Origin of the sequence: Streptomyces sp. 2-1 (assembly GCF_048564895.1) — a bacterium.
GTDB lineage: Bacteria > Actinomycetota > Actinomycetes > Streptomycetales > Streptomycetaceae > Streptomyces > Streptomyces phaeochromogenes.
This window is the reverse complement of the sequence record NZ_CP183383.1, coordinates 11,378,300-11,402,846: the sequence shown is the minus strand read 5'-3', so window position 1 is coordinate 11,402,846 and position 24,547 is coordinate 11,378,300. Positions and strand designations below refer to the sequence as shown.

Annotated in this window: 22 protein-coding genes and 6 pseudogenes; 22 read left to right on the top strand and 6 right to left on the bottom strand. The window is 68.7% G+C overall.

Annotated features, from left to right (window positions below):
- Positions 1 to 10 precede the first annotated feature (10 nt).
- Positions 11 to 970 carry a LysR family transcriptional regulator gene (locus tag ACN20J_RS49675; protein WP_419668757.1) on the bottom strand — a complete coding sequence of 320 codons (960 nt, stop codon included), beginning with the start codon at positions 968 to 970 and terminating at the stop codon, positions 11 to 13.
- A gap of 197 nt (positions 971 to 1,167) precedes the next feature.
- Between ACN20J_RS49675 and ACN20J_RS49670 the strand changes: the two genes are divergently transcribed.
- The 9 genes and pseudogenes from ACN20J_RS49670 to ACN20J_RS49630 all read left to right on the top strand — a co-directional run.
- The gene (locus ACN20J_RS49670) at positions 1,168 to 2,292 is read left to right on the top strand and encodes an FAD-dependent oxidoreductase (protein WP_419668756.1); all 1,125 of its coding nucleotides are present in this window, start codon (positions 1,168 to 1,170) and stop codon (positions 2,290 to 2,292) included.
- The gene (locus tag ACN20J_RS49665) at positions 2,289 to 4,073 is read left to right on the top strand and encodes a CocE/NonD family hydrolase (protein WP_419668755.1); all 1,785 of its coding nucleotides are present in this window, start codon (positions 2,289 to 2,291) and stop codon (positions 4,071 to 4,073) included. Before ACN20J_RS49670 ends, ACN20J_RS49665 begins: the two co-directional genes overlap by 4 nt.
- Positions 4,070 to 4,555 (top strand): nuclear transport factor 2 family protein, encoded by a 486-nt coding sequence (locus ACN20J_RS49660; protein WP_055614499.1) that lies wholly within the window; start codon positions 4,070 to 4,072, stop codon positions 4,553 to 4,555. Before ACN20J_RS49665 ends, ACN20J_RS49660 begins: the two co-directional genes overlap by 4 nt.
- 53 nt (positions 4,556 to 4,608) lie before the next feature.
- Positions 4,609 to 4,923: an NIPSNAP family protein gene (locus tag ACN20J_RS49655; RefSeq protein ID WP_055614498.1), complete on the top strand. Its 315-nt coding sequence runs from the start codon at positions 4,609 to 4,611 to the stop codon at positions 4,921 to 4,923.
- A gap of 117 nt (positions 4,924 to 5,040) precedes the next feature.
- Positions 5,041 to 5,958: an acetamidase/formamidase family protein gene (locus tag ACN20J_RS49650; RefSeq protein ID WP_055614497.1), complete on the top strand. Its 918-nt coding sequence runs from the start codon at positions 5,041 to 5,043 to the stop codon at positions 5,956 to 5,958.
- Positions 5,959 to 6,051: 93 nt separating this feature from the next.
- Positions 6,052 to 6,714: an MSMEG_1061 family FMN-dependent PPOX-type flavoprotein gene (locus tag ACN20J_RS49645; protein ID WP_419668754.1), complete on the top strand. Its 663-nt coding sequence runs from the start codon at positions 6,052 to 6,054 to the stop codon at positions 6,712 to 6,714.
- Between the two features lie 13 nt (positions 6,715 to 6,727).
- Positions 6,728 to 7,636 carry a PDR/VanB family oxidoreductase gene (locus ACN20J_RS49640; protein ID WP_419669099.1) on the top strand — a complete coding sequence of 303 codons (909 nt, stop codon included), beginning with the start codon at positions 6,728 to 6,730 and terminating at the stop codon, positions 7,634 to 7,636.
- Between the two features lie 59 nt (positions 7,637 to 7,695).
- Complete coding sequence (locus ACN20J_RS49635; protein ID WP_362000708.1) at positions 7,696 to 8,367, top strand: DedA family protein; 672 nt, start codon at positions 7,696 to 7,698, stop codon at positions 8,365 to 8,367.
- 70 nt (positions 8,368 to 8,437) lie between these two features.
- Positions 8,438 to 8,816, top strand: a pseudogene (locus ACN20J_RS49630) (transposase); the annotation flags it as partial.
- 474 nt (positions 8,817 to 9,290) lie between these two features.
- Here the strand turns inward: ACN20J_RS49630 and ACN20J_RS49625 are convergent.
- Together ACN20J_RS49625 and ACN20J_RS49620 are read right to left on the bottom strand one after the other, a co-directional pair.
- Positions 9,291 to 10,586: a lipase family protein gene (locus tag ACN20J_RS49625; protein WP_419668753.1), complete on the bottom strand. Its 1,296-nt coding sequence runs from the start codon at positions 10,584 to 10,586 to the stop codon at positions 9,291 to 9,293.
- Positions 10,587 to 11,109: 523 nt separating this feature from the next.
- A pseudogene (locus ACN20J_RS49620) lies at positions 11,110 to 11,991 on the bottom strand (RNA-guided endonuclease InsQ/TnpB family protein); the annotation flags it as partial.
- Positions 11,992 to 11,994: 3 nt separating this feature from the next.
- Here ACN20J_RS49620 and ACN20J_RS49615 point away from each other — a divergent pair.
- Both ACN20J_RS49615 and ACN20J_RS49610 read left to right on the top strand, forming a co-directional pair.
- Positions 11,995 to 12,456, top strand: a pseudogene (locus tag ACN20J_RS49615) (RNA-guided endonuclease InsQ/TnpB family protein); the annotation flags it as partial.
- Between the two features lie 49 nt (positions 12,457 to 12,505).
- Positions 12,506 to 12,967: pseudogene (locus ACN20J_RS49610) on the top strand (zinc ribbon domain-containing protein); the annotation flags it as partial.
- 319 nt (positions 12,968 to 13,286) lie between these two features.
- Here ACN20J_RS49610 and ACN20J_RS49605 read toward each other — a convergent pair.
- The 3 genes from ACN20J_RS49605 to ACN20J_RS49595 form a co-directional block, all read right to left on the bottom strand.
- Complete coding sequence (locus tag ACN20J_RS49605; protein WP_419668752.1) at positions 13,287 to 13,793, bottom strand: DUF6262 family protein; 507 nt, start codon at positions 13,791 to 13,793, stop codon at positions 13,287 to 13,289.
- Positions 13,794 to 13,798: 5 nt separating this feature from the next.
- Complete coding sequence (locus ACN20J_RS49600; protein WP_419668751.1) at positions 13,799 to 14,077, bottom strand: hypothetical protein; 279 nt, start codon at positions 14,075 to 14,077, stop codon at positions 13,799 to 13,801.
- A gap of 158 nt (positions 14,078 to 14,235) precedes the next feature.
- Entirely contained in the window at positions 14,236 to 14,910 is a 675-nt protein-coding gene (locus tag ACN20J_RS49595; RefSeq protein ID WP_419668750.1) for an SDR family NAD(P)-dependent oxidoreductase, read from the bottom strand.
- 128 nt (positions 14,911 to 15,038) lie between these two features.
- Between ACN20J_RS49595 and ACN20J_RS49590 the strand changes: the two genes are divergently transcribed.
- The 11 genes and pseudogenes from ACN20J_RS49590 (at position 15,039) to ACN20J_RS49540 (ending at position 24,526) form a co-directional block, all read left to right on the top strand.
- Positions 15,039 to 15,752 (top strand): TetR/AcrR family transcriptional regulator, encoded by a 714-nt coding sequence (locus tag ACN20J_RS49590; RefSeq protein ID WP_364196268.1) that lies wholly within the window; start codon positions 15,039 to 15,041, stop codon positions 15,750 to 15,752.
- Positions 15,753 to 15,891: 139 nt separating this feature from the next.
- A pseudogene (locus ACN20J_RS49585) lies at positions 15,892 to 16,008 on the top strand (Ku protein); the annotation flags it as partial.
- Positions 16,009 to 16,581: 573 nt separating this feature from the next.
- Positions 16,582 to 16,767, top strand: a complete 186-nt coding sequence (locus ACN20J_RS49580) for a hypothetical protein (RefSeq protein WP_419668748.1) — start codon at positions 16,582 to 16,584, stop codon at positions 16,765 to 16,767.
- Positions 16,768 to 16,984: 217 nt separating this feature from the next.
- Positions 16,985 to 17,560, top strand: coding sequence for an ArsR/SmtB family transcription factor (locus ACN20J_RS49575; protein WP_419668747.1), 576 nt, complete (start codon positions 16,985 to 16,987; stop codon positions 17,558 to 17,560).
- Complete coding sequence (locus tag ACN20J_RS49570; RefSeq protein ID WP_419668746.1) at positions 17,557 to 18,111, top strand: SRPBCC family protein; 555 nt, start codon at positions 17,557 to 17,559, stop codon at positions 18,109 to 18,111. Before ACN20J_RS49575 ends, ACN20J_RS49570 begins: the two co-directional genes overlap by 4 nt.
- Entirely contained in the window at positions 18,108 to 18,551 is a 444-nt protein-coding gene (locus ACN20J_RS49565; RefSeq protein ID WP_419668745.1) for a DUF6069 family protein, read from the top strand. The genes ACN20J_RS49570 and ACN20J_RS49565 overlap by 4 nt, the downstream gene beginning before the upstream one ends.
- The gene (locus ACN20J_RS49560; protein WP_419668744.1) at positions 18,548 to 19,216 is read left to right on the top strand and encodes an N-acyl homoserine lactonase family protein; all 669 of its coding nucleotides are present in this window, start codon (positions 18,548 to 18,550) and stop codon (positions 19,214 to 19,216) included. The genes ACN20J_RS49565 and ACN20J_RS49560 overlap by 4 nt, the downstream gene beginning before the upstream one ends.
- Positions 19,217 to 19,635: 419 nt before the next feature.
- Entirely contained in the window at positions 19,636 to 20,484 is an 849-nt protein-coding gene (locus ACN20J_RS49555) for a transposase (RefSeq protein WP_419668743.1), read from the top strand.
- An 11-nt stretch (positions 20,485 to 20,495) separates the two neighbouring features.
- A pseudogene (locus ACN20J_RS49550) lies at positions 20,496 to 20,903 on the top strand (transposase family protein); the annotation flags it as partial.
- A 537-nt stretch (positions 20,904 to 21,440) separates the two neighbouring features.
- Positions 21,441 to 22,379, top strand: a complete 939-nt coding sequence (locus ACN20J_RS49545) for a hypothetical protein (protein WP_419668742.1) — start codon at positions 21,441 to 21,443, stop codon at positions 22,377 to 22,379.
- Positions 22,379 to 24,526, top strand: a complete 2,148-nt coding sequence (locus tag ACN20J_RS49540) for a bifunctional serine/threonine-protein kinase/ABC transporter substrate-binding protein (protein ID WP_419668741.1) — start codon at positions 22,379 to 22,381, stop codon at positions 24,524 to 24,526. The genes ACN20J_RS49545 and ACN20J_RS49540 overlap by 1 nt, the downstream gene beginning before the upstream one ends.
- Positions 24,527 to 24,547 lie beyond the last annotated feature (21 nt).

The following is a 24,547-nucleotide window of genomic DNA, read 5'->3' as shown; positions in this document are numbered from 1 at the left end:
GGGTGGTGGATCACTGTACGGGTCTGTGGGCACCGCTCTCCCGCTCCGTTGAGGCCTGCGCGGCTGTGTCGACGGCGGTGGTCATGATGTGGCGGATCCGTTCGCGCAGCAGTTGATGCGTGCGGTCGTGATGGTTGCGTGGGTGCCACGCCATGCCGACGGTCAGGGGCGGCAGCACCAGGGGAATCGGGAACGCACGCAGCCCAAGTGTGTTCAGCATCGGTCGTCCGAGCCCCGCCGGGGCGACGCTGACGACGTCGGTTTCGCGGGCCAGGAACAGCGCGGTCGCGACGCCGGGGACCACGGCCACCACGCGTCGGCTCAGGCCCAGTTCGGCGAGCCGCTCGTCGATTGGGCCGTGGGCCCGGCCCCGTCGCGACACGACAATGTGGTCGGTGGCGGCGAACCGCCGCGGGGTAACGGTTTTCATCCTCGCCAGTGGGTGATCCGGCCGCACAACGCCGATCAGCGTCTCCATGAGAAGTGTCTCCGAGCGGATCTCCGGGTCGCCGGGACGCACGATCCCGATCTCCAGATCCACCAGTCCTTCACGCAGGGCCGGGGCGTCCTCAAGGTTCTCCGGCCGCAACCGCAGGGAGATGCCAGGCGCCTGGACCCGCAGATCGTCGATGAGGGACGGGATGAAGGTCGTGGACAGCATGTCGTCGACCTGCAGGTCGAACGTGCGCACAGCGGTTCGGGGATCGGCGGTGCTCGACGGTGCGAACAACGCTCGCGCCCGGGTGGCGACCGCGTGCACCTCTCCGCGCAGTTCCAGGGCCCGGGGTGTGGGCACGAGGTCGCGTCCGGCCCGCACGAGGAGCGGGTCGTCGAAGGCGCGGCGCAATCGGGCCAGGGCGCGGCTCATCGCAGGTGCTGAGGTGTGCAGGCGTGCCGCCGCCTTCGTCACGCTGTTCTCGGCGAGCAGCGCGTCCAACGCCTCGATGAGGTTCAGATCGACGTAGTCCATCCCCGGATTATCACTTGCGAAATGACTGTCTACCAAGATTGCACTGGTGTGAATCGGCGGCATTTTCTAACGTCGAACCCACTCGACGACATGAAGGAGGCCGCAGTGGACATCCGCATCCGCCCGCCACGCGACAGCGGGACCCGTGACCTGGGCGCCCGCGGTGACCGTGGTGCTGACGCGACCGGAGACGGACTGTGACGCGCGCCGTCGTGATCGGTGCCGGAATCGTGGGCCTGACAACCGGGCTCGCGTTACGCCATGCCGGGTTCGAGGTGGTGATCTGTGAGCGCGCGCCGGAGATCCGCACCGAAGGGGCCTCGCTGGGGCTCTGGGCGAACGCACTTGCGGCCTTCGACGATCTCGCCGTCGGCGAGGAGGTGCGCTGCATCGGCGCACCCACTGAGATGTACTTCCACGATCCAGCCGGAAGACTGCTCGACACCCCGGGGTTCGGTCCCGAGGACCATCAGTACCTGCTGGTGCACCGGGCCAAGCTGAACGACCTGCTCGCCGACGCCGTGGAGCGGGACAACATCCGCCTGGCCACCGGATTCACTGCGTACGAGGAGCACACGGACCATGTCACGGTCCACCTGTCCGACGGCAGCAGCGAGGACGCCGACGTGCTCGTCGGGGCGGACGGGGCGTACTCGGCGGTGCGCGCGCAGTTGGTCCCCGGCACTCCGGCGCGCGAACACCCCGGCCACCACGCCTGGCGCGCTGTCATCCCGGCCACCGGCATCACGGTGCCCGAGGACCGGCTGATCCTGGGCACCCACGGCTGCCGCGGCGGCTACGTACGTACCTACGACGGGGGCGTCTACTGGCTGCTGAACCAATTCGACTCGCCCCCGCTGACGGGGACCCGGAAGCAGCAGGTCATGGAACGGGCCGTCCATCTGGAGAACGAAGGGCGGGACGGGATCCTGGCCCGGCTGATCGCCGCGACGCCCGACGAACTCATCCTGCGCAACCAGGTCATGCTCGTGCCACCCCTCCCCCACTGGGTCTCCGGGCGGGTCGCCCTGGCCGGGGACGCGGCCCACGCGATGTCTCCGCACATCACCGCCGGCGCGACGCTGGGCATCGAGGACGCCGCCCTGCTCGGCCGCCTGCTCACTCCCACCGGCGACATACCCGCCGCGCTGGCCGCCTACCAGGCCGGCCAGATCCCGCGGTACGCCCACGTCGCGCGACTGTCCGCGGCGGTGGAACACGCGCCCACGCCGCAGGAGTTCGCGCAGAACTACGTCGCGTTCACGCACTGGATGATCACCCAGCGGCCGCACCTTCCCGGCAGGAACCGGGTGAACGCATGACGTTCGTCGTCGACGTGGACGTGTTGGTGCCGATGCGCGACGGCATCGCACTCGCCACCAACGTGTGGCGGCCCGAAGGGCCGGGACCGTTCCCCGTGCTCCTGGTCCGCACCCCCTATGGCAAGGACGACGCCGGAACGTACGGCAATCCGAAGCTTCCGGACGTGTTCGCCTTCGTGGACGCCGGTTACGCGGTGGTGGCCCAGGACGTCCGCGGGACCTCCCGTTCCCCCGGAGCGTTCGTGCCCCACGCCAACGAGGGCCGTGACGGTGCCGACACCCTCACGTGGCTGGCCGGACAGCCGTGGTGCGACGGCGCGGTCGGCATGTGGGGCGGGTCCTACATGGGATTCGCGCAGTGGCAGGCGGCCGTGCACGAGACACCGGCACTGCGCGCGATCGCGCCCGTGATGACCTCCGCCGACCCGTACGCGGCACCGTGGTACTCGCCGGGCGGAGCGGTGTCACAGGACGCCGTCCTGACCTGGGGCACGCTCTCGGCCCTGCGTAACCTCCGCCGCGGCCTCGCCGACGGACACGGCGACCCGGGCGACGCCCACGCACTTCTGTCCGGCCTGTCCGACCCGCGATTGCTGCACGACCCACTGCCGGTCGCCGACCGCGGCGTGGTCACCCGCCACCTGCCCTGGGCCGGCCAGGTGCTGGACCACCCGGAGCGGGATACGTTCTGGCAGGAGGTCGCCTCGATCGACGACTGCGGCGACATCACCGTCCCCGCGCTCCATGTAGGGGGCTGGTACGACGTTTTCATAGGCGAAACCGTCCGGTCCTACACGACGATGCGCCGCCACGGTGGCAGCGCCGCGGCCCGCGACGGTCAACGGCTGGTCATCGGCCCCTGGTGCCACTCCGACGGCGCAGACCTCGGCACCTTCCCCGACCGGTCGTTCGGACTTCACAGCAGCATCAAGGCCGCCGACGTCACCGGCGCGCACCTGCGGTTCTTCGACCGCTGGGTCCGCGGCCTCACGGACAACCCCGACGACATCCACCGGGTCCGGATCTTCGTCATGGGCGTCGACCGGTGGCGTGACGAGGTGGACTGGCCACTGCCCGACACCCGTCACACCGACTTCTTCCTGGCCGGGGGCGGCCGCGCCAACACCGCTGGTGGCGACGGCGTCCTGACGCGCGACGCCGTGTCGATGGAGGCGGCGGATACGTTCCTCTACGACCCGCGTCGCCCGGTCCCGAGCCTGGGTGGCACCGTGCTCGCCGCCGCCTCCGGTGCCTTCCCCGGACCGGCCGACCAGGCGGCCGTCGAAACGCGCGAGGACGTCCTGTGCTTCACCACTCCCGTCCTCAAACACAGCGTCGAGGTCACCGGCCACGTCACGCTGGTCCTACACGTCTCCTCCTCGGCACCGGACACCGACTTCACCGGCAAGCTCGTCGACCTGCACCCCGACGGCAGGGCGATCCTGCTGTGCGAGGGCATCCAGCGCGCTCGCTACCGCACCTCACTCACCAATCCGGAGCCCATGGAACCGGGAACGGTCTACGAGTTGACCGTCGACCTGAGAGTCACCGCGAACGTGTTCCTGCCCGGGCACCGCATCCGGCTCGAAGTCTCCAGCAGCAACTTCCCCCGCTACGACCGCAACACCAACACGGGCGGGACGATCGCGGCCGACAGCGAGGACGACCTGACCGTCGCGGTCAACCGAATCCACCACGGACCGGCCCACCCGAGCCGTCTGATTCTGCCGCTGGTCGAACGGCCGGAGCATGGACAACCCACAACGGAGACAGACGCATGAGCGCGCTTCAGAACCTGGTGAACCGGACCGCGGTGGCCGATGCCGTCGCCAGTCTCGCCCACGCCCAGGACGACCGGGACTGGACCGCTCTGCGGCGGCTGTTCGCCGACGAGGTGCGGCTGGACCTCTCCACCCACTACTACGGCAGGCCTCCGACGACGGTGCCGGCCGACGAGCTGGTCGAGCTCGCCCGCACGACCCTGGAGGGCTTCGACTGCACCCACCACGCGGCAACCGACCTGGTCGTACGGCTGTCGGGCGACGAGGCCGAGTGCAGCGCGCACATGGTCGCCTACCACCACGTCCCCGCGGACCCCGGTGTCACCGACCACTGCACGATGCGCGGCCTCTGGCGGCTCGGACTCCGCAGATCCGACGGACGCTGGCTGATAGGCCACTGGGCCGTGGTCCGCACCGCCCCGTGGGAGGGGTCCCCCGCCGTCTACGAGCTCGCCGCCGCACGTACCGGACGCCCGTCCTGACGGCAGCCGCGCAGGACACGCAATCACGAGCAGGACCCACAGGAGAGGAACCCGTGTTCTACGAGATACGGACGGAACGTGCCCGTGCCGGTCACGGCGCGGAACTGGCGCGCTACATGGACGAGACCGTCGTCCCGCTGCACCAGGAAATGGGGATGCACGTGGTGGGAGTCTTCACGGTGGCCGACGACGAGGACGCCTTCGTCTGGATCCGGCGCTTCGAGGACGCCGCCGACCAGGAACGCGTCCTGGCCGCCGTCCATGGGGATCCGCGGTGCACGACGGTCGTCGACACCCTTTCCGCGCTGTCGGGCGGGCCTGCGTCCATGGTCCGGCTGGAACCCGCCCCGCGGTCCGCGCTCCGCTGACCCAGCCCTCGCACCTGCCCGGCCCGCGGCGCCGGGCAACGACGCCCCTCCCAACTCCGCGGGCCGGGGCCGCAGTACACGACCTGGATCGATCGACCACGCGAAGGGAGTTGACGAATGGCTCGGCACGAACTGCCGGCGACCCGGGACACCGTGGTGAACGTCTTGGACCGGGACACCCCACCGATTCTCACCGTGGACGCCGGCGACTCGGTGGTGGTCGACTCGCTGGACGCCGCGGGACACCTGGAGCCGATGCGAACACCCGGTGACCCGAGGCCGCAGATGTTCGAGGACCGGATCGGCCATTGTCTCACCGGTCCGATCGCGGTGCGGGGCGCGGAGCCGGGCCTGGTTCTTGAGGTGCACTTCGAGTCCGTCGTGGCCGGCACCTGGGGCTGGACGCTCGCCGGGGTGAAGGACACCCCCCTGACTCGCCGCCTCGGCGTCGCCGACGGACCCGCGTCATGGCTGTTGTGGGACATCGGCGACGGGACGGCCACCAACAACCGCGGCCAGACCGTGGACATCGCGCCCTTCCTGGGTGTGGTCGGTGTCCCTCCGGTGGAGCCGGGCCCGCATTCAACCATCCCGCCGAGAGCGGAAAGCGGAGGGAACATCGACTGCCGCGAACTGGTGGCGGGTTCCACGCTGTACCTGCCGGTGACCGTGCCCGGGGCGATGCTCCACCTGGGAGACGGCCACGCGGCCCAGGGGAACGGTGAGGTGGCCGGAACGGCGATCGAATGCCCCATGACGACGGAGGTGACACTCAACCTCCGGGAGCGGACCCCGGTTTCGGGTATCCACGCCGAGACGCCCGAAGGACGCGTCACCTTCGGTTTCGACGCGGACCTGAACGTAGCGACGGGGGACGCGTTGGACGCCATGCTGGCCTGGCTGCGCCCACTTTTCGATCTGGACAGGACGGCCGCGCTGGCCTTGGCCGGCGTGGCCGTAGACCTGCGAATCACCCAAGTGGCCAACGACACATGGGGCGTGCACGCCGTGCTGCCGTACGACGCCGTCCGGTGACCCCCACGACGGGATCAGCCACTGAACTCGACCTTGATCCGACGTCATGACCTTCCTTGTAAACCGTGTGAGAGCGAGTAGCGAGCAAACCGAATGACATCTGATGACCAACTGACGACCATCACCCATGCCAGCCCTCAGGCCCGTCCGCGCCGGATTTCCTACGCGGAGTTGCGCGCCCGGATCGGCGAGCCCGAGGACATGATCAAACGCAAGGTGCGCAACCGTCTCGACCGGCATGCGCGTCGCTTCATCGCCCATTCTCCTTTCCTGGCGATGGCCACCTCGGACGCCACGGGACTCCCCGACAGTTCACCACGTGGTGACTATCCGGGGTTCGTGAAGGTGCTCGACGAGCGCACGCTCGCCATTCCCGACAGGCCGGGCAACCAACTGGCCGACTCCTTTCGCAATCTCGCCGAGAACGACGGGATCGGGCTGATGTTCGTCGTCCCCGGAATGCGAGAAGTGCTGCGTGTCAACGGTCGTGCCTATCCCACCGACGAGCCGGACGTGCTCGCCCGGATGCGCACCGAGGGAAAGGAGGCCGAGCTGGCGATCGTCGTGGAACTGACGGAGATCTTCTTCCACTGCGGCCGCGCGCTGATCCGCTCCCGGCTGTGGGATCCGGCAAGTCAGGCCCTGGCCGGGGAACTGCCGTCGATAGGCGAGATCGCCGCCGACCAGTTCGGGCTCGACGCCGACCCGAGGGCGCTGACGGACATGCTCGAAGACGACTACCGACACCTGTACTGAGGCGGCCATGGCCATGCAACGAACCATTCTTGAGAAGGCCGAACTGGTCGCCGAAGGAGCCGTCTCGCTCCTCCTGCGCGGCACCGACGGCCCGCTGGCCCCCTGGGAACCGGGCGCCCACATCGATCTGGCACTGCCCAACTGGCTGACCCGGCAGTACTCGCTGTGCGGGGACCCGGCCGACCTCGACACCTACCGTGTCGCCGTCCGTCATGACCGGCTCAGCCGGGGCGGCTCGGAGTACATCCACCTGTTCCTCGACGAGGGCCACACCCTCGACGTCTCGGTGCCACGCAACAACTTTCCCCTGCTGCCCGCACCCGAGTACCTGTTCCTCGCCGGCGGGATCGGCATCACCCCCATCCTGCCGATGCTCACGGCAGCGGTCGAAGCGGGCTCCTCGGCGACGCTGGTGTACACCGGCAGGTCCCTCGCCACCATGCCGTTCGCCGACGAACTGCGGGCCGCGTACGGCAGCAGGGTGCGCATCCACGCCACCGAGCGGCACGGCAGGCCCGACTTCGCCGCCGAGGCGGCGGCGCTGGGCGCTCGGACGCTGGTGTACTGCTGCGGCCCCACGCCGATGCTCGAAGCGGCCGAGGCGGCGTTCCCCACGCAGCAACTGCACATCGAGCACTTCCGGCCGACGGCCAAGAAGTTCGCGCCCAACGAGCCCTTCGACGTGCACTGCGCCCGGTCACAACGGACCGTCCGGGTCGGTGCGGAGGACTCCATGCTGGACGCGTTGAACCACGCGGGATTCCACATACCGTCCGGATGCCGCGAAGGGGTCTGCGGCAGTTGCGAGATCACCCTCGTCGACGGAGAGCCGGAGCACCGCGACGACATCGGCGCCCCACCCGGTCGTATGTACTGCTGCGTCTCACGGGCGCTCTCGTCCGGCCTCACCGTCGACCTCTGACCCGATCCGTACCACCCCTCGTGCGCCGAACGCCGTGAGCGCCGACCATCCCGGGAGGGATGCCCCATGACAACCCATCCGCACCTGACGCCCAGGGCCGGTTCCTCGTGATCGACTGGATCGAACTGGCCGAATCGGTCATCACCTCACCGTGGTTGTACGCGGTGCTCATCGCCGTGTCCTTCCTCGACTCCTTCCTCCCGCTGATCCCGAGCGAACCCGTCGTGATCATCGCGGGGGTCTACGCCGCGACCGGTGAGACCGACATCGTGCTCGTCATCGCCGCCACGACGCTCGGGGCCCTTCTCGGCGATCTCGTTCCCTACGTGGTCGGACGCCTCTTGGCCGTACGCATACTCAAGCGTCTGCCACCCGGCACCAAACGCCGGACGGCCCACGACTGGTTCGCCCGCGAGCTCGACACTCGCGGCGGCTTCATCCTGGTGACCACACGGTTCATCCCGGTGGGGCGCTACCTGGCCACCTTGTCCACCGGGCTCGTCGCCTACCCGGTGGGCAAGTACCTGCTGTTCGTCGCGTTCGCCACCGCCACCTGGAGCGCCTACACCGCGCTCACCGGCTACTTCGGCGGCGTCGTGTTCCAGGAGAACACGCTGCTGGCCATCGCCGTTGGTATGGGGCTGGCGGTCGTGGTGACCGGAGCCATCGAAGGCGTACGTCACCTCCGCCGGCGCAGGACCGCCGCAGCAGCGGACACAGTCGTCGACTGACCCGGTCATGACCGAACGTCAGGTCTGGGTGTCGACCGGGCATCACCCCCGTCGATCGAGTGGTTCAGGGCCGGGGAAGCAGCTCATCCAGAGTCGCGCGGATCTCGGCTTGGCCAATGTGGGCGTGTTGCGGGCCGAGTCGGCCGTGTTCGGTCCCGTGGCCTCGGATCCCACGTCTCCCGCCTCATTGATGTCCTCCCCTCAACCGGGTCGAAGGCCCTGGCGGCGATTGGCACCACACAGGCCCATGTCCGCGAGCAGGTCTGGAACCTGGCCGGACAAGCGGGACCGGAGGCCGGCGGACAGACGGTCGTCGACATCGACGGGGTCCTCGTGCCAGCCCACTCCTATAGGCAGGATGCCACCCGACCTGGAAGAAGACGTTCGGACACCACCCGCTGACGTCCTTCGTCGACCACGGCCGAGGCGGCAGCGGGGAGCCGGTCGCCGGACGATACGAACGGGTCAAGCAGCGGCGGCGAGTGCTCGGTGCCAATGCGGCCTGCTCGTCGTACGGCTGGCATCGTCAGGATCAACACCCTCAGCTTCTGACTGGCGGCGTCGAGGGCCCCGTACACCATGGGTAGCGGCGGCGACGGTTTGTAGCGGATCCCCGACCTGGCGTCGCGATGAGGCGGTAGGCACCTTGCCCGGTGGTGGGGAACACCGGAACAACCGCGACCTCTGGACGCGTCTGAAGTGCGTGCCTGCGGCGCCCTCCTGCGTCGCACGTCGGCAGCATGGAACCACTGACCGTCAATCCGTGCTGTGCTCCCCAGGGATTCCCGGGAGCGAGCGTGCCGTGAACATCCTGCGCGATCGGGGCACGGGCACGGTCTGCGCGGACAGACATCTAGGCGCTGCGATCTGTCACCTGTCACCTGAGTGACAGGTGACAGCGCCCGGGGACGGTGCCCGAGAGATCAGCAGTTGCCGTATTCCGCCTTCCCCCTGAACCGGTCGCCCAGCCAGGCGACGACGTCATTGACTGCCTGGTTGTCGGTGGTCAGGTGCTCGCCCGGATAGGTCTTCCAGCGCGTGGGCACCCGGGCGGAACAGTACGCCTGCCGGGTCCCGTCCTCGGTCTCGGTCGGGATCACCTCGTCGAACAGCCCGCGGTACTGCATAACGGGGAAGCCAATTGCGTACTTGGCGCCTGAGCCCCGTGGCCCGATGCCTGTGCCCAGCTTCTGCCGGTCCACGACCTCGCCCCACGTGGTGCCGTCACTGCCCTTCAAGGCGTACATCTGGTCGAGGGAAAGCTGGTCCGTGCTGTAGTTCTCGACCTTGTGTCCCGCGAAGTTCGCGATGGTTCCCACCACGCACAGGGACTTGGCCTTCTTGATTGCCTCCTTGCCGGTGTCGTTCATGATTTCGTCGAACGGCATCTGCGGGTGCGCGGCCGCCAGCCCGACAAGGGAGTCCGTGAGGAAGCCCGCGAAGGGACCGCCGTTCAGGGCCTCCGCGACGACCTTCAGATCACCGGGGACACCTCCGGAGGCGTCGGCCACGACGTTGACATCAGGTGCGTACGAGGTCGCCAGCTGCGCCGCCCAGAGACTGGCCGCGCCTCCTTCCGAGTAGCCCCAGAGGCCGACCGGCGCCTTGCCGTCCAGGCCGCTGCCGGGTACGGCGGGCGCGGCCCTGGCGATGTCCAGGAGTGCGTGCCCGGCGTCCCGGCCTGAGACGTACGGATGGGTCTGCCCGATCAGATAGCCGGCCCCATCTGTGGCCGCGACGGCGTAACCGGCCTTCAGGGCGGCGGAGATGTTGTCGCCCTCATAGGCGTCCTGGTACTCGCCGGCCAGTTGCTTGGAGAAGGCGCACTGGGGGCCGAGGCCCAGCGTGCCGGGGTTGAACGCCACGATCGGACGCGGCCCCGGCCCCCGCCACTCGGCCTTCGGCACCGCGACCGTACCGGAGACCGCCACCGGCCCGCCGGCATTGTTCGTCGAGCTGTACTGCACCTTCCAGGCGTTCATAGGGATGTTGCCCGGCACGTGCGGCAGCTTGGTCGGGCGGCAGGAGACGACCTGCCCGGGCGTGCCGGGGGCGACGGCCGGGGGCGTGTAGATCGCGTCGTCCGCGGCGTTGCAACCGGCGACCGGCTCGGATGCTCCTGCCGTGTAGGCCTGAACCGTGAGCCCCGCCGCCACGAGGGATCCCACCGCGAGCGTCACCAGCGGCTTCTTCTTCCGTTTCGCTGTTGCCTTTCGCAAGGCTAGCCCCTTCGGAATCGGTTGGGTGCGAAGTTACGGTCGGGTAAGTTACGTCTGGATGAGGTGGGCTCATAGCCAGTGACCTCACAACTACTTCGGTGAGACTGTGTGCAATGGCACAAGAGATCTCCGCCGCGCCGCGCTGGGACCTGCGTGATGTTGTGATCACTCTTCGAGTTCTGCTCAGGTACGGGAGCTGGATCCGGTAGGACGCTCGGTACGCGGGCAACTCACAGACGCGCAGTGGAAGTTGATCGAACTGCTCCCGCAGCCAGCGAGGGGAGATGCCCGGCCGATCGAGGAGCGCCCCCAGGCCGCGGAGGACCGCAGCGAGCCCGGGCACCTGGAAGGCGATCTGGTGATCGGCTCGAACAACAGCCAGGTCGCCACACTGGTCGACCGGAAAACGCGGTTCCGCACGGTCGTGAAACTCGCCAGCCGCCACACCAACGTGGCCGTTCCAGCTCTGGCCGAGACATACACGCGCGTGACTCCTCCACCCCGTAAACGGGGTGGCTTCTCGCTACGCTTGTTGGGCTTCGCGACGGACCAGCCCGGCCCGTAGGACGTTGAGAGCGCCCACTGTGTCGACGTGCGCCTGGTGGCCGCACTGCTGACAGTGGAACTTCTCCTGTGTGGGCCGGTTCTCCTTGGCGGTGTGCCCGCATTCGGGGCACCGCCGGGAGGTGTTGCGGGGGTCCACGGCCATCACTTCCCGTCCGGCGCTTTCAGCCTTGGCGTTCAGGATCGCGAGGAACACCCCCCATCCGGCATCAGCGATTGAGCGGTTCAGCCCGGTCTTGCTCGCGGCCCCGTTGGGCAGGAAGGTTCCCGGCTGGTCGGGGTCGGGCTTCGGGGAGGGGGCCTTGGTCATGTTGCGGATCTTGAGGTCTTGGTGCGCGATGAAATCGTGTTCCCGCACAAGATCGAGCGCCGTCTTGTGCGCGTGGTCGAGGCGTTGGCGGCGCACCTTGCCGTGCAGCCCGGCGACCTTCGCCACGGCACGCTGATGGTTCCTGGTGCGGTCCTTGGCCTTGCGGCGCGGGAACCGGGACAGCTCCTGCTGCGCGGCTTCGAGCCTCTTGGCGGCGCGACGGCCGTGACGCGGACTCTCCACGAAGCCACCGTTGGAATCGGCGAGGAAGCTGGCTATGCCCAGATCGATACCGGCCACGCTGCCGGTCGCCGGAAGCGGCTCGGGCTGGTGCTGTTCGGCGGTGAGCACGACGAACCACTTACGGCCCTCACGCTTGACCGAGACCGTCTTGACCTTGCCAGCCACCGCACGGTACTGGTTCATCTTTACGTGCCCCACACCCTGAAAGCGGACGCGGTTCACGGGGTCATGCGGCGTGCTGTCCCAGCGGCAGCCGTCCCCGTCCTTGGGGAAGTCCACCGTGTCGAACCGGTGACCGATGCCCGCCGCGAGTTCCACCACCAGCTCTCCACCGAGCTGATCTCCGAGAACCAAGGGATTGCCGTGGAGGACCTGTCGGTGGCGGGACTGGCGCGCACCAGGCTGGCCAAGTCCGTGCACGACGCCGGCTGGTCCTCGTTCGTGAACATGCTGGAGTACAAGGCGGTCCGGTACGGCCGGACCCTGGTCAAGGTCGGCCGGTTCACACCGACGAGTCAGGTCTGCTCGACCTGCGGCGTCAAGGACGGGCCCAAACCTCTCAGCGTCCGGGAGTGGACCTGTACCGCTTGCCACACAGTCCACAACCGGGACCACAACGCCGCACTCAACGTCCAACAGGCCGCCGGACTGGCGGTATCAGCCTGCGGAGCGCCGGTAAGACCAGAACCCGTTCTGGCACAGCGCGAAGAAACAGGAAGCCACGGATTCTCCACCGGAAACCGTGCCGCGTAGCGGCACCGCAACCGGTAGAGAAGACCAGAATCCTCGCCCTTCAGGGCGAGGAGCATGTCAATGCGTGCCCGCCTGCGCGTACGGCGTCATCGAGCAACGCCCCTCCGACGGCCGGGCGTTCAAGTGCACGATGTGCTACGACCGCCTCGGCGCCGGCCAGGAGCCCGCCTGCGCCAAAGCCTGCCCGACCGAGTCCATCCAGAGAAAGCCCCAACGCACCACGCTCCATTCCTGGCCCTTCGCTCAGCTCGGCGGCTTCATCGCCTACAAGGCCCGCCTGGCCGGAGTGCCGGTCATCTACATCGACCCGGCCTACACCAGCCAGGAATGCTCCCAGTGCCACCACATCGAACGCGGAAACCGGCGCGACCAGGCCAGCTTCGCGTGCAGGTCCTGCGGCTTCGCTGAGCACGCGGACCAAGACGCGTCCCGCAACATCGCCCGTAGAGGGTCGATGGCGTGGGTCTGCGGGGCCCAGTCAACGGCCCCTGAACTCACCCTCATCGCGTGAGTTCTGGACGCAGCCGTACCCATCACAGCCAGTGATGACTCGAGCAGCAAGCCCGGTCGTTCGACCGGGTAGTTGACTTCATCATGCAGGAACATTCCGACCTTCGGCTTGATCTCCTCGACCCTCGCGCTTCGGCCCCTGCTCCGGCTGCCAGCGCAACACTCACAGATACGGCAGCGGAGGCCTGCCCCTGTGCCACTGGTGCATGACCACAGCCCGCGAGAACTGGGGCACTGGCGTCCGCTTCACCAGCACCCGCACACCAGCGGGCTGACCAGAGGGCTCCGCCGCAGAACCCTCCCGGAAACCCACTTGGAGGTCACTCGCGCTGGTTTAAGGCGCGGGTCAGTTCGCGGTTGGCCGCTCGGGCAGCCTCCAGTTCGTCGTCGCGTTCATCGAGCTGACCCTGGATGTCGGTGAGGTTCTGTTCCAGCATGGTGATGCGTTGCTGAAGTTGGTCGGTGTCGGCTGGCGCCCCCAAGCCCGACTCGGCCCAGCAAGCCTCGCCGAGAGCCTGGGAGAGGCGCTTCCCCAACTGCCGGACCCGCGTGGCAAGGCGTTTGTTCCGCTCCAGCGCGTTGGCCAGGTCTGCCTGCAGGGAGGCCCGGCTGACGGCTGCGATCCTCCCCTCCTGGGGAGGGGCGGCCGCGGCCGCGTGGATCCGTTGGAGCAGGTCGCGGTGTCGGTAGAGGAAGGTGCGGTCCACCCGCGCCGTGCGGGCGAGAGCCGAAACGGTGATGTCGGTGTCGCTTCGCAGCATTGCGTCGAGGGCCTTGAGAACGCGCTCCCGGCGCCGGGCCGAGTCGGCCCGGCGCCCGTCGCTCATGTTGGTCATGCTGTTCTGCCGGGATGGAAGTCGGGCATGGGTGGTCCGACGCGAGGCATCCCGAGGCCGACGATGTGCCGCCGGCTGCGGTGCAGGACGCTGGTAACTTCCCTGATCTGGGCGCGGTCCTCGTCGGTGAGGGCGTCGCGGTCCTCTCGGACACGCCGGACCAGACGACGGGCCCGGGTGATCTCCTCATCGGAGGGTGCGACCTCGGCTTTTGCCCAGTCGTCGGCGACCTCCTCCGCCTCGCCCAGGCGCTTGAATGCCGACAGCTGCGACATCGGCTCGCGCACCTCGGGCGGGTCCGGGGAAAGGTGCGCGACCTGTTCGGGGGCGGCCCCGAGGGAATGCTCTCGGGGCCGCCCCCCGGGCCAGGTGTTGATGACGAAGTGCGCGGCGTGGATACCGGGAGGCCAGGAGGACGGGTGGCTGATGGGCTTCAGAGACTGAAGACGAGTTCGGCCTGGTCGCGCTTGGTGGTGTGCAGGTCCCAGTAGACCGGGGAGATCTCCTCGGGCTGGGCGGTCGGGAATCCGGGGATCGCCGGCGTGCCGATCGACACGTTGATGGCGACGTGCGCCGCCTGGACACCGGTGCCGTCCAGCTCCTTGTGCAAGTTGATCACCCAGTTGCGCAGCGCCGCGGCGGCGGCGTTGACGTTGGCGATCTGCGGCACGGGGTCGACGGAGCCGGCGCCGGTGGTGAACAGCAGGGTGCCCGCACCGGCCTCCCGCATGGCGGGCAGCACCGCACGGGTGGCATCGATCGCTCCGTAGAGTTGGAACTCCATCTCGTGCTGCACGTCAGCCGGCTCGGTGGCGCCCGGGGTGGTCATGACGGTCTGGAGGCCGCCCACCGGGGAGTACTCCAGGACGTCGATGCCGCCGAAGTGCGTAGCTGCGTTCTTGAGTGCCTGGGTGAGGGCGGGGCGGTCGAGGACGTCGGCGGGGAAGGCGGCGGCGGTGATGCCCTCGGCGGCCAGCTCGCCGGCAAGGACTTCGAGCTTGGCCCGGTTGCGGGCGATCAGTGCGACGTCGTAGCCGTGAGTGCCGTAGGTGCGGGCAACGGCGAGACCGAGCTGAGGGCCGGCACCGACGATGGCGATCGTGGGCATGAGAGAGCCTTTCCCTGGAGGGGTGGTGGATAGGGCTATCCGTTTCATTTCCGGAAAGCCCTATCCGGTTCACTGCTCACCGTAACACGAGAATCGGATAGGGCATTCCGGTTTGCTAGTCTGGCGTCATGAGCCCCCGAGACCCGCACACCGAAGCCAGCGCCAGCGCGACTGTTTCCGCAGGTCAGTCCAAGCGCATCGACGCAGAGCGCAACCGGGGGCGGATCATCGCCGCCGCGCGCACGGTCTTCGGGCGCGACGGGCTGAACGCGTCGATGGCCTCGGTCGCGCGGGAGACCGGCGTCGGGATCGCCACCCTCTTCCGCCACTTCCCCCGCAAGGAGGACCTGCTCGCCGCGGTCTTCGCCGACCGCATGAAGGCGTACGCGCAGGCCACCGACGCAGCCCTGGCCGATCCGGACCCGTGGCACGGCTTCACAGGCTACATCCAGGACGTCTGCGCGATGCAGGCCGCCGACCGCGGCTTCGCAGACATCCTGACCATGAACTTCCCGGGCGTTCCGGAGCTGGAGACATACCACGCTCAGGCATACGAGGGCTTCCTCGAACTCATCGGCCGCGCCAAGAACAACGGGCAGCTGCGCGAGGACTTCACCAGCCGCGATCTCGTGCTGCTACTGATGGCCAACGCCGGAGTCCTCAGCGCCACTGCCGATGCCGCCCCGGACGCCTGGCGCCGGCTGGTCGCCTGGATGATCCAGTCCTTCCAGGCCCCGGCCCGCGGTCCGCTGCCGGATCCGCCGGAAGACGCTGCGCTGTACGAGGCCATGCGCCGCGCCAGCCAGAGCGCCACCGCCCCCGAGACTGGAAAGCGACGCTGAACCAGCGACCGGTGAGACAGTGCGACGGCGATGAGGCCGTACATCGGAGTGGTCTTGGCGGTGGTCGGATCCGCTTGGCAACCTCACAGAACATCAACCATTCCGCACGTTCGCATAACCGGGTTCACCAGTACTGCGGATGGCCCTGGCACGCAGCACCAAGGTCGCCATCGCCAAGTACGCGTGGAGCGGCCGCGAGCGCCTGGGACTGCTCCGCGTCCGCGACGACGCGATCGTCCTGCACGCGATGCGCTGGCCCGACGAAATCCCCCAGGAACTCGCCCCGGGTGTGGTGGAGGTGTCGGAGGACGAGATCGAGGGCGCGCAGACCCTCATCGACCACATGATCCGCGACAGCCTGGAAGGCAGCGAGTTCGTAGACCACTACATGGACGCCCTCTCGGAAGTCATCAAGGCCAAACGGGAAGGACACGCACTTCCCGCGGCTCCGGAAGCGGCAGCGCCGGCCGGGCAGGTCGTCGACCTGATGTCCGCCCTGGAAGCCTCCGTGAAGAGGCGCGGGACTCCCGCGACGAGGACGGCGACGCCGACGTGCACGAGCTGCCCGCGAAGAAGAAGACCACGGCCAAGAAGACAGCGAAAAAGACGGCCGCCACGAAGAAGAGCACGGCGAAGAAGACGGCGGCGAAGCCGAAACGCAGCGCGTGATGGGGTCAGGAACAGGCCGTACGGACAGATCCCCACGGCACCGGACCCGGAACCAGCGTCTGCTGGGCCGTAGCAATGGATCCGGTGCCGCTGCGGGATGGTCTGGGAAGAGCGGGACAGCCGCCGACTACGTGCAGCGGAGGGCGGGAACGCCATCTCGTTGCCGACGCGGAGCCTGTCCTGCGTCGGGTGGTCAGCCCTGCCGGAGCAGAGTGATTTTGCGTCGGTCGACGCGCTGCCCGGCACGCACCCCGAGGTCGACTGGAAGCAGCTGCGCAGCATCGGCAAAGGCCGGCGGCCCCCGCTCGCCGCCCCGGTGAAGGCGAAGGAGACCGCCCCGGCCTGAGCCCCTTCCCTCTTGTCCTCGCGCCAAGCCCCCTGGCAAGGACCGACCTGATGCGAGCGACGCCAGTTCCCCTGAGGCACCGCCATCCAGGCTGCCGTCGGGATGGATGTCGCCGAGATCCGTCACCACGGCTGGTCCCGGCAGTCCTCAACAGGGCGGCCATCGACCACACAAGGGCCCTTGACAATATTTTCTGTCAAGGGCTACCTTCGAGCCCGTGGACGACATTCGAGTACTCAGTGACGCCGTCGTCGTCGAAGTAGCGCTCGATCCGATCCGGGCCTCGATCCTCGATGCTCTGACTGAACCGGGATCAGCCACATCGGTCGCGGCGACAGTCGGCCTGACTCGTCAGAAGGTGAACTATCACCTGAAGGCGCTGGAGGCGCATGGACTGGTCGAGCCAGCTGGCGAACGCGCTTGGGGCGGTATTACGGAGCGTTACGTGCGGCGCTCGGCACGACACTTCGTCGTCGCCCCCGACGTACTTGAGGGCAGAGTCCCCGATCCGAATGAGGTCGCCGATCGTCTCTCGGCTGCCTATCTGGTAGCGGTCAACGCTCGGACCGTGTCCGAGGTCGGGGCGATCGCGAGCGGTGTCGCGGCGGGAACGCGAATGCCGACCCTGACTGTCGACACGGTGATCGGGTTCCGCTCGCCTGAAGATCGTGCCGCCTTCGCTTCCGAGCTTCAGTCGGCGATCGCGGCGCTGGTCGCCGGATACCACCACGACGACGGGCGCCCCCATCGTCTGACCGTTTCGTCCTATCCCCGGCCTGCGGAGCCCTCGTGACCGATTCCGACCGACCTGACCGCGTCGAGCACCGAGCGGAGTTCACCCTTGAGGTGTCCGCTACCCCGGAGCAGGTGTGGGAGGCGATCGCGACTGCCGATGGAATCTCGGCCTGGATGGTGCCGACCCGACTGGACCCGCGGATCGGTGGTGCGGTGTCGTTCGATCACGGTGGGTTCCGGTCGACAGGTGTCGTCACCGACTGCACGCCGAATCGTCAGTTCGCGTACGAAGAACCGTGGCCGATGACCGAGGAGATGCGTGAGTGGGTGGCCGACGCCGCTGACCACGAGATCACCGACGATGACCTGTCGGCGGTGACCCCGATCGCTACTGAGTTCCTGATCGAAGCAGCGTCCGGCGGCAGTTGCGTGCTCCGCGTCGTTTCGAGTGCATACGGAAGCGGAGCGGACTGGGAGAACGAGTTCTTCGCCGAAATGGTGGCCGGATGGGGCACAGTCCCGTTCGGCCCCGAGGACAAGGAGCCGTTCCTCGGCGTCCTCGCCAGGTATCTCGATGCGGCACACTCCGAGCAAGGAGCACCCCGATGACCAGCTCGCACACGACCGGCCACGAACCGAGCGTGCAGGCTGCTCAACCGAGCACGCTTCGTCTTGTCCGACGTGGTGGGCTCGCGGGCGCCTTCGCGGCCGTCTGCACCACGGCGATGGCTGCCATCGCCCGCGCCGCTGACGTCAGTCTCGAGGTCGAGACCGCTGCCATCCCGATCGCCGCGTTCGCGTTGTGGACCCTCGTCGGGGCCGCCCTGGGAGTCCTGATGGCCCGACTCCTTCGCGCACGCCGACGGTTTCTCGTAGTGACCGTTGTCGCTACCGGGTTGTCGCTCATCCCGCCAATTGCACTACCGGACGACTCTGCCACCAAATCGGTTCTCGACGCGGCCCACCTCTTGGCGGCGACCATCATCATCCCGATTCTCAGCCGGGGGCTCACCACGGTCGCTGCCAACGGAGGAGCCCGAGACCGATGAACGTCTCCGCCGCCATCACCGTCACACCGATCCTCGTTGCCGACCTGCTCGTCGAGGGCGAGGTGATGCCTGTATACGTGCACGTCATCGACCATCCCGATGCTCGGGTTCTGGTCGACACCGGCATGACGGAACTACACCCGGCGGTGGTGGCCGCCTTCGATCCACTTCTCTATCCACTCAGCAGGCAGGACTTCGACGTCGCCGGCATCGACATCGTCGTCAACACGCACCTGCACGCCGACCATTGCGGCGGCAACCACCTCTTTGCCAACAGGCCGATCTACGTCCAGCGCCGGGAACTCGACGACGCCCGCGGCGAGGACGATTACACCATTCGCGAGTGGGTCAATGCTCCCGGACTGCGGTACGTGCCGGTCGACGGAGAACTCGACCTGCTTCCCGGCGTCCGGCTCGTCCCAGCGCCCGGTCACACACCGGGGACACAGGTCGTGGTGGTCGAGACCGGCGGACGTCCAGTCGTCATCTGTGGCGATGCAGCGGTGTGGTTCGGTGAGCTGGACGAACCACGCACCGAGGGACAACAGCGAATCCGCGCGCTTGATCCCGAGAAGGTCTGGCTCGCGCACGAGCACGAGCCGTGGCGACCCGGCGTTGACCACACCGAACAGGGCCCGGCCGAACCGCAAGATGGCCAAGGGTGATCGACCACATGAGGGGATTCGACCCGTGTCCTGGCCGCCGCGACGTGAATGGCACATCGTCCCGGGGATCGGACGCGCCTGATGGCAGGGAGCCGGGTCCGCAAGGGCCGGTCACCCGTGGACGGGCTGGTCCTCTGCCGGGTAGGGCAGCCAGGAGACCCTGGATGTCGCCCTGGTCCAGCTCGAACTGGTCGTGGAAGTCGGCGTCGACGTCGCCCGTGATGGCTCCGGCCGATGGCGCCACCCCGCCCGCTGGCACCGCGCCAGACCCGACCTCTCCCCCACGGCATCACACTCTTCAACAACCCCGGATAACCGCCACCTCCCCACCGGCACACGCGAACAGCCATCCCCGTGTGTCACGAAGCTTCAGCTGCCCCGACCCAGACGTAAAGCCTGGCAGGCATCTTGGGGGTCTGGTGCACGGCGGGAGCCTGCGCGCGGGCATGCTGGTCCTGGCGGACCGCTACTTCTCCAGGTCCGCACACGTCGCGACCGTCCGCGCCACCGGTGCCGATCTGATCATCCGGGCCATCGCCAACCGTCGGCTTCCGGTCCTGCGCCGCTTTCCCGACGGCTCGTACCTCTCGCATCTGCCGGCCGCCAACCAGATCACTCCCAACCTGATCGCCAGGGCCCGGGCCAAGGGCGTGTGCCCCCAGCGGCGCGGAGTGCGCGTCCGGCAGGACGCGGGCATACCCATCCGCGTCATCCAGGCCGATATCACCGCCGTCCCCGAGCACGGCGAGTCCCGCAGTGAGTCCTACCTGCTGATCACTACCCTCTTCGACCACGTCACGGCCCCGGCGCTACAGATCGTGAAGCTGTACGCGGAGCGCTGGGAAGCCGAGACCGGCTATGCCGACCTGAAGATCCACCTGAGCGGGATACGGAACGTGCTGCGCTCGACTGAACCCAACGGCATCGCCCAGGAACTGTACGCGCTGTTCATCGTCTACCAGATCGTGCAGATCATCCGGGCCCGCGCAGCGCGCGAGAACCCCGATGACGCCCCTGTGGACCCGGACCGCATCTCCTTCACCGTCACGCTCCGCGCGCTCGTGCGCAGCGTCGGCCGCGCCACCCCGCCAGCACTCCTCGACGTTTTCCACGAGATCTGGTCCAGTCCCCGCCTGGACCGCCGGGGACGTACCAAGACCCGCGAACGCAAAGGCACTCTCGCGTACGCCCGGGCCGTAAGCAGAACGCCGTTGAGCAGGGCGGAATACAAGATCACCATTCAGTCGCCGCAGCCGACGGGCCCGTAACTTACCGGCGTTGGGGCAAACACAAGAAGCACGGCATGAACGTGCAGGTCATAGCCGACCCGAAGGGTCGTCTCCTCTGGGCTTCACCGGCCCTGGCGGGTGCCGTTCATGACGTCCGGGCCGCACGCGAACACGGCATCATCGACGCTCTCGCCGAGGCGGGCATCAACTGCTGGGCGGACAAGGGCTACCAGGGTGCAGGCGGCACGGTCCGCCTCCCTTACCGCAGCCGGTGGGACACCCTTTCCGCCGGTCAGCAGGCCGTCAACCGGTCGCATGCGAGGGTCCGGGCACTCGTCGAACAAGCCATTGCCACCCTCAAGTCATGGCGAATCCCCCGCAAACTCCGCTGCTCGACGACCCGGATCACGAGCCTCGTCCAAGGCGTCCTCACCCTCCATCTGGCCAGCTCGGAATGAGGATGAGAAAGGCTCACGGTCAAGTGCAAGACCGCCGAAATTGAGCAGTTCAGGCAGCTGGTCACGAACCTCACCCTCGCCAGCGCCGTTCTCACGCAAAAAGGTGAGCCCCCCTCGCCGGTCCCCGAATCAGTTCACGACAACGTCGCCCCTCTCTGACCACCCAACACCTGAAGGTTCCCGTCCTCGGGGCCGTCCTGGTGGCGCTCGCTCCGGGGCGGCTCCGCTTCATTCTCAAGCTGCCAGTACGACCCGCCGGGCTGAACAGAAGAACGTGGCAGGGAAGCGCATGCTGCGCCCGACTTGCTGTCGGCCGAGCTTCTGCAGGCCATCGGCGAAGCACCGGCGTCACCGGTTGCCGACAGTTCACGAGGCATGTCCCGTACATCATGAGCACTCTGAACTACCGTGAGGAAACAGGGTGTTGAGGGAACCGTGCGGTACCGGCGCGGCATCGGTACATGACACGGGCGTGCGCGGCGGCCGTCACGTGGAGCGTTGGAACCGGAGGGTGAGCATGCGACGAGGGGAGAGATCGTGACGTATGCGAAGGCCCGGTTGGTCTGCGGGGTCGTGTTGACGTGCGCGACGCTGCTGGCCGGCTGTACGGATGGCGGCAGCGGTCCGGGCGGGGAGACGACGCGGGGGTCGAGTCCGGATGTCGCCCGGAGTGATGGTGACGCGGAGACCGGGTCGTCCACCGACACGGATGCGGTCACCGGTGCCGGTGCCTTGCCCGCGGCTTCGCCGACCGAACAGGCGGACCCGGCGAAGCAGCCGCGCACCGCGGCCGAGGCACGGGCGTTCGTCCGGAAGGTGATCGCCGATCCGGAACTGGCCGGGTCGGGGGCTGCGCCGGGGACGCCGTACGAGAGCGACCCGAACACCTGGGCCGTGCTGGGCGAGGACTGCGCATGGCAGCGGGAGGGGCTGCCGGAGGACGTACTGGCCACGCTCACCCGGCATTTCGAGGTGCCCGCGAGCGGTGCCGGGGGGCCGGTTCGGCTGTCGGTCACGGTCACGGTGCACCGGACGGCGCTGGACGCCGCCTGGGAGCAGGCGGGGATGCTGGAGGAGGGCATCGGCTGTCCGGAGCAGACCCTGCGGGCGGGCGAGCGGCTGACCGATCTCTCCTCCGTGGCCGTCGCGTGGGGCGAGAGCGCCAACACGTCCAGCGACGACTCGCTGTCGGAGTCGGGCGCGTGCGTCAGCGACACCCGGGGCGGGCCGTACCCCTACTCGTGGACGCAGTCCGTGTTCGGCTCGGTCGTGATCTCCGCGTCCTCGTGCGGAGGTCAGGAAGACTCGACGAGCGAGGTGGATGTGGCCGTCAAGATGTTGCTGCGGGTGCAGGACGCGATCGGAAGCCCCACCGATGCCGGCTCCGCCTCACCCGAACCTGACCCGACTCCCTCGCCCGGAAGCTCAGGCAGTCCCACGAGTGCCGGCGTCCAGGACAAGAAGGGCGGCGAGTGATGGAGCGACTGCTTCCCACCGACCCCTCCCGTCTCGGCGGCAACCGCCTGCTGGGGCGCCTGGGAGCCGGCGGCATGGGCGTGGTCTACCTGGCCCGCACCGGGACCGGCGACCTGACCGCCGTGAAGGTGATCCAGCCCGAGTACGCCGACCAGGCCGAGTTCCGGGCCCGTTTCCGCCGCGAGGCGTCCTCCGCCGGGCAGGTCGACAGCCCGTGGGTGGTAAGGATGCTCGGCGCGGACACGGAGGCGGCGGCGCCCTGGCTGGCCACCGCGTTCGTGCCCGGCCCCTCCCTGGAGGAAGCGGTCGCGGCCTGCGGACCGCTGCCGGAGCGTGCGGTACGGGTGCTGGGCAAGGTGCTGGCGCGCGCACTGACCGCAGTGCACGAGGCGAATCTGGTGCACCGGGACGTCAAGCCGGGCAACGTCCTGCTCGCCCTCGACGGCCCTCGTCTGATCGACTTCGGCATCGCGCGCCCGACGGCGGCCGGCGAGACTGAGCTGACCTCGGACAACATGGTGGTCGGCACCCCCGGCTTCCTCTCTCCTGAGCAGGCGCGGGCGCAGCAGGTGGGCGCGGCGAGCGATGTCTTCTCGCTGGGGTGCGTGCTGGCGTACGCGGCCACCGGCCGCCCGCCCTTCGGCACCGGCGCGGTGGACGCACTCCTGTACCGCACCGTGCACGACGAGCCCGAGCTGGACGGTGTAGCGGACACCGAGCTGCGGACGCTGCTCGGCCGCTGTCTGGCGAAGGAGCCGGAGCAGCGGCCCACTGCCGCCGAGGTGGACGCGACACTTGTGGAGGACGCCCCGGCCGGCACCGTGGACTGGCTGCCCGACCCGGTCGTACGGATGATCGCCGAACGGTCGGCGGAGATGCTCGCTCTGCCGGGCATCGAGCCCACTGAGGTGTCGCAGGAGTCCCTGGAGTCCTCGGGGCACAGCCGCCGCAGGGTCCTCGCCCTGGGCGGCGGCGCGGCGCTGCTCCTGGCGGGTGGCGGGGCCGCGCTGTGGGCGGCGCTGCGCGACGACGCCCCGGGGACACCGACCGCGAGCAGCCCCTGGCTCATCGGCCTCCACGCGGATCTGACCGGCCCACTGCGGGAGGCCGGGCGGGCGCAGGAGCGGGGCGCGCGGCTGGCGGTGGAGCGGTTCAACGCACGCAAGGGCAGGCCGTTCACCCTCGCCCTGCGGACCGAGGACGACCGGGGTGAGCCGGCCCGCGCGGTCCAGGCGGCGCGGCGGCTGACCGGCGCCGCCGATGTCCTGGCCGTGCTCGGCCCCACCGGCTACTCCTCGACGCTGGCCGCGCTGGAGGTCTACGACGGCGCCGGGATGCCACTCCTGACGGTGTCGGAGCTGTCGACCAGTGCCGCGCAGTCGGCCATCGCCGGCACCGCCCCGCGCTCGTACTTCCGGGCAGCGTCGCTGTCCGCGTACGGCGCCCTCGCCACCGTGAAGGCACTCGGCGCGGGGGGTGTCGGCAAGCTGGGCCTGCTGGGCGACCGGGCGGGCAGGCTGGCCGGCATGGAGTCCGTGATCGTGACCGGCCTGCAGGCACGCGGCCGGATGGAGCTGTACCTACGCGTGGTGCCCGCTCTCGCGAGCACGAGCGCCCTGGCACCCGTCACCGACGACATGCTCGGCCGCGGTGTCGACGGCTTCTACTACATCGGCACACCCGAACGTGCCGCCGCGGTCGCCCGCACCCTCGCGAAGCGGAACTTCACCGGGCCCCGCTACCTCGAGGCCGCCTCCGCAACCGAGGCCTTCATCTCCGGGGCCGGCCAGGCGGCCGAGGGCTGGCAGGTGCTGACGTCGTACATCGGACCCGAAGCCGCACCCGTGAGCGCCTTCGCCACCGCCTACCGCAAGCGCTACGGCAACGCGCCGGGCCCGTGGGCGGCCGAGGCGTACGACGTGACGCGCCTGCTCGCCGACCGGCTCACCGCCCTCGCCCCGAAGGGCGGGAAGCGTCCCACCCACGACCGGCTCACCCGGGCCCTCGCCGCGGCCCGGTTCACCGGGGTGGCCGCGACCTACGCCTTCGACGACCAGAAGCGGATGAAGCAGCAACTGCTCCACCAGTACCGCGTCCAGAACGGCCGGTTCGCCTACACGGGCGTCCTGGACGTCAGCGGAACCTGACCTGACGCGGCGGGAACCGGA

What these genes read in the sequence shown, in the direction of transcription:
- ACN20J_RS49635 (WP_362000708.1), top strand. Translation starts at nt 7,696, where the DNA reads ATGCCCCATGACAACCCATCCGCACCTGACGCCCAGGGCCGGTTCCTC.
- ACN20J_RS49560 (WP_419668744.1), top strand. Translation starts at nt 18,548, where the DNA reads ATGAACGTCTCCGCCGCCATCACCGTCACACCGATCCTCGTTGCCGAC.
- ACN20J_RS49605 (WP_419668752.1), bottom strand. Translation starts at nt 13,793, where the DNA reads ATGAGCGACGGGCGCCGGGCCGACTCGGCCCGGCGCCGGGAGCGCGTT.
- ACN20J_RS49660 (WP_055614499.1), top strand. Translation starts at nt 4,070, where the DNA reads ATGAGCGCGCTTCAGAACCTGGTGAACCGGACCGCGGTGGCCGATGCC.
- ACN20J_RS49675 (WP_419668757.1), bottom strand. Translation starts at nt 970, where the DNA reads ATGGACTACGTCGATCTGAACCTCATCGAGGCGTTGGACGCGCTGCTC.
- ACN20J_RS49565 (WP_419668745.1), top strand. Translation starts at nt 18,108, where the DNA reads ATGACCAGCTCGCACACGACCGGCCACGAACCGAGCGTGCAGGCTGCT.
- ACN20J_RS49640 (WP_419669099.1), top strand. Translation starts at nt 6,728, where the DNA reads ATGCAACGAACCATTCTTGAGAAGGCCGAACTGGTCGCCGAAGGAGCC.
- ACN20J_RS49650 (WP_055614497.1), top strand. Translation starts at nt 5,041, where the DNA reads ATGGCTCGGCACGAACTGCCGGCGACCCGGGACACCGTGGTGAACGTC.
- ACN20J_RS49600 (WP_419668751.1), bottom strand. Translation starts at nt 14,077, where the DNA reads ATGTCGCAGCTGTCGGCATTCAAGCGCCTGGGCGAGGCGGAGGAGGTC.
- ACN20J_RS49540 (WP_419668741.1), top strand. Translation starts at nt 22,379, where the DNA reads ATGGAGCGACTGCTTCCCACCGACCCCTCCCGTCTCGGCGGCAACCGC.
- ACN20J_RS49595 (WP_419668750.1), bottom strand. Translation starts at nt 14,910, where the DNA reads ATGCCCACGATCGCCATCGTCGGTGCCGGCCCTCAGCTCGGTCTCGCC.
- ACN20J_RS49645 (WP_419668754.1), top strand. Translation starts at nt 6,052, where the DNA reads ATGACATCTGATGACCAACTGACGACCATCACCCATGCCAGCCCTCAG.
- ACN20J_RS49665 (WP_419668755.1), top strand. Translation starts at nt 2,289, where the DNA reads ATGACGTTCGTCGTCGACGTGGACGTGTTGGTGCCGATGCGCGACGGC.
- ACN20J_RS49590 (WP_364196268.1), top strand. Translation starts at nt 15,039, where the DNA reads ATGAGCCCCCGAGACCCGCACACCGAAGCCAGCGCCAGCGCGACTGTT.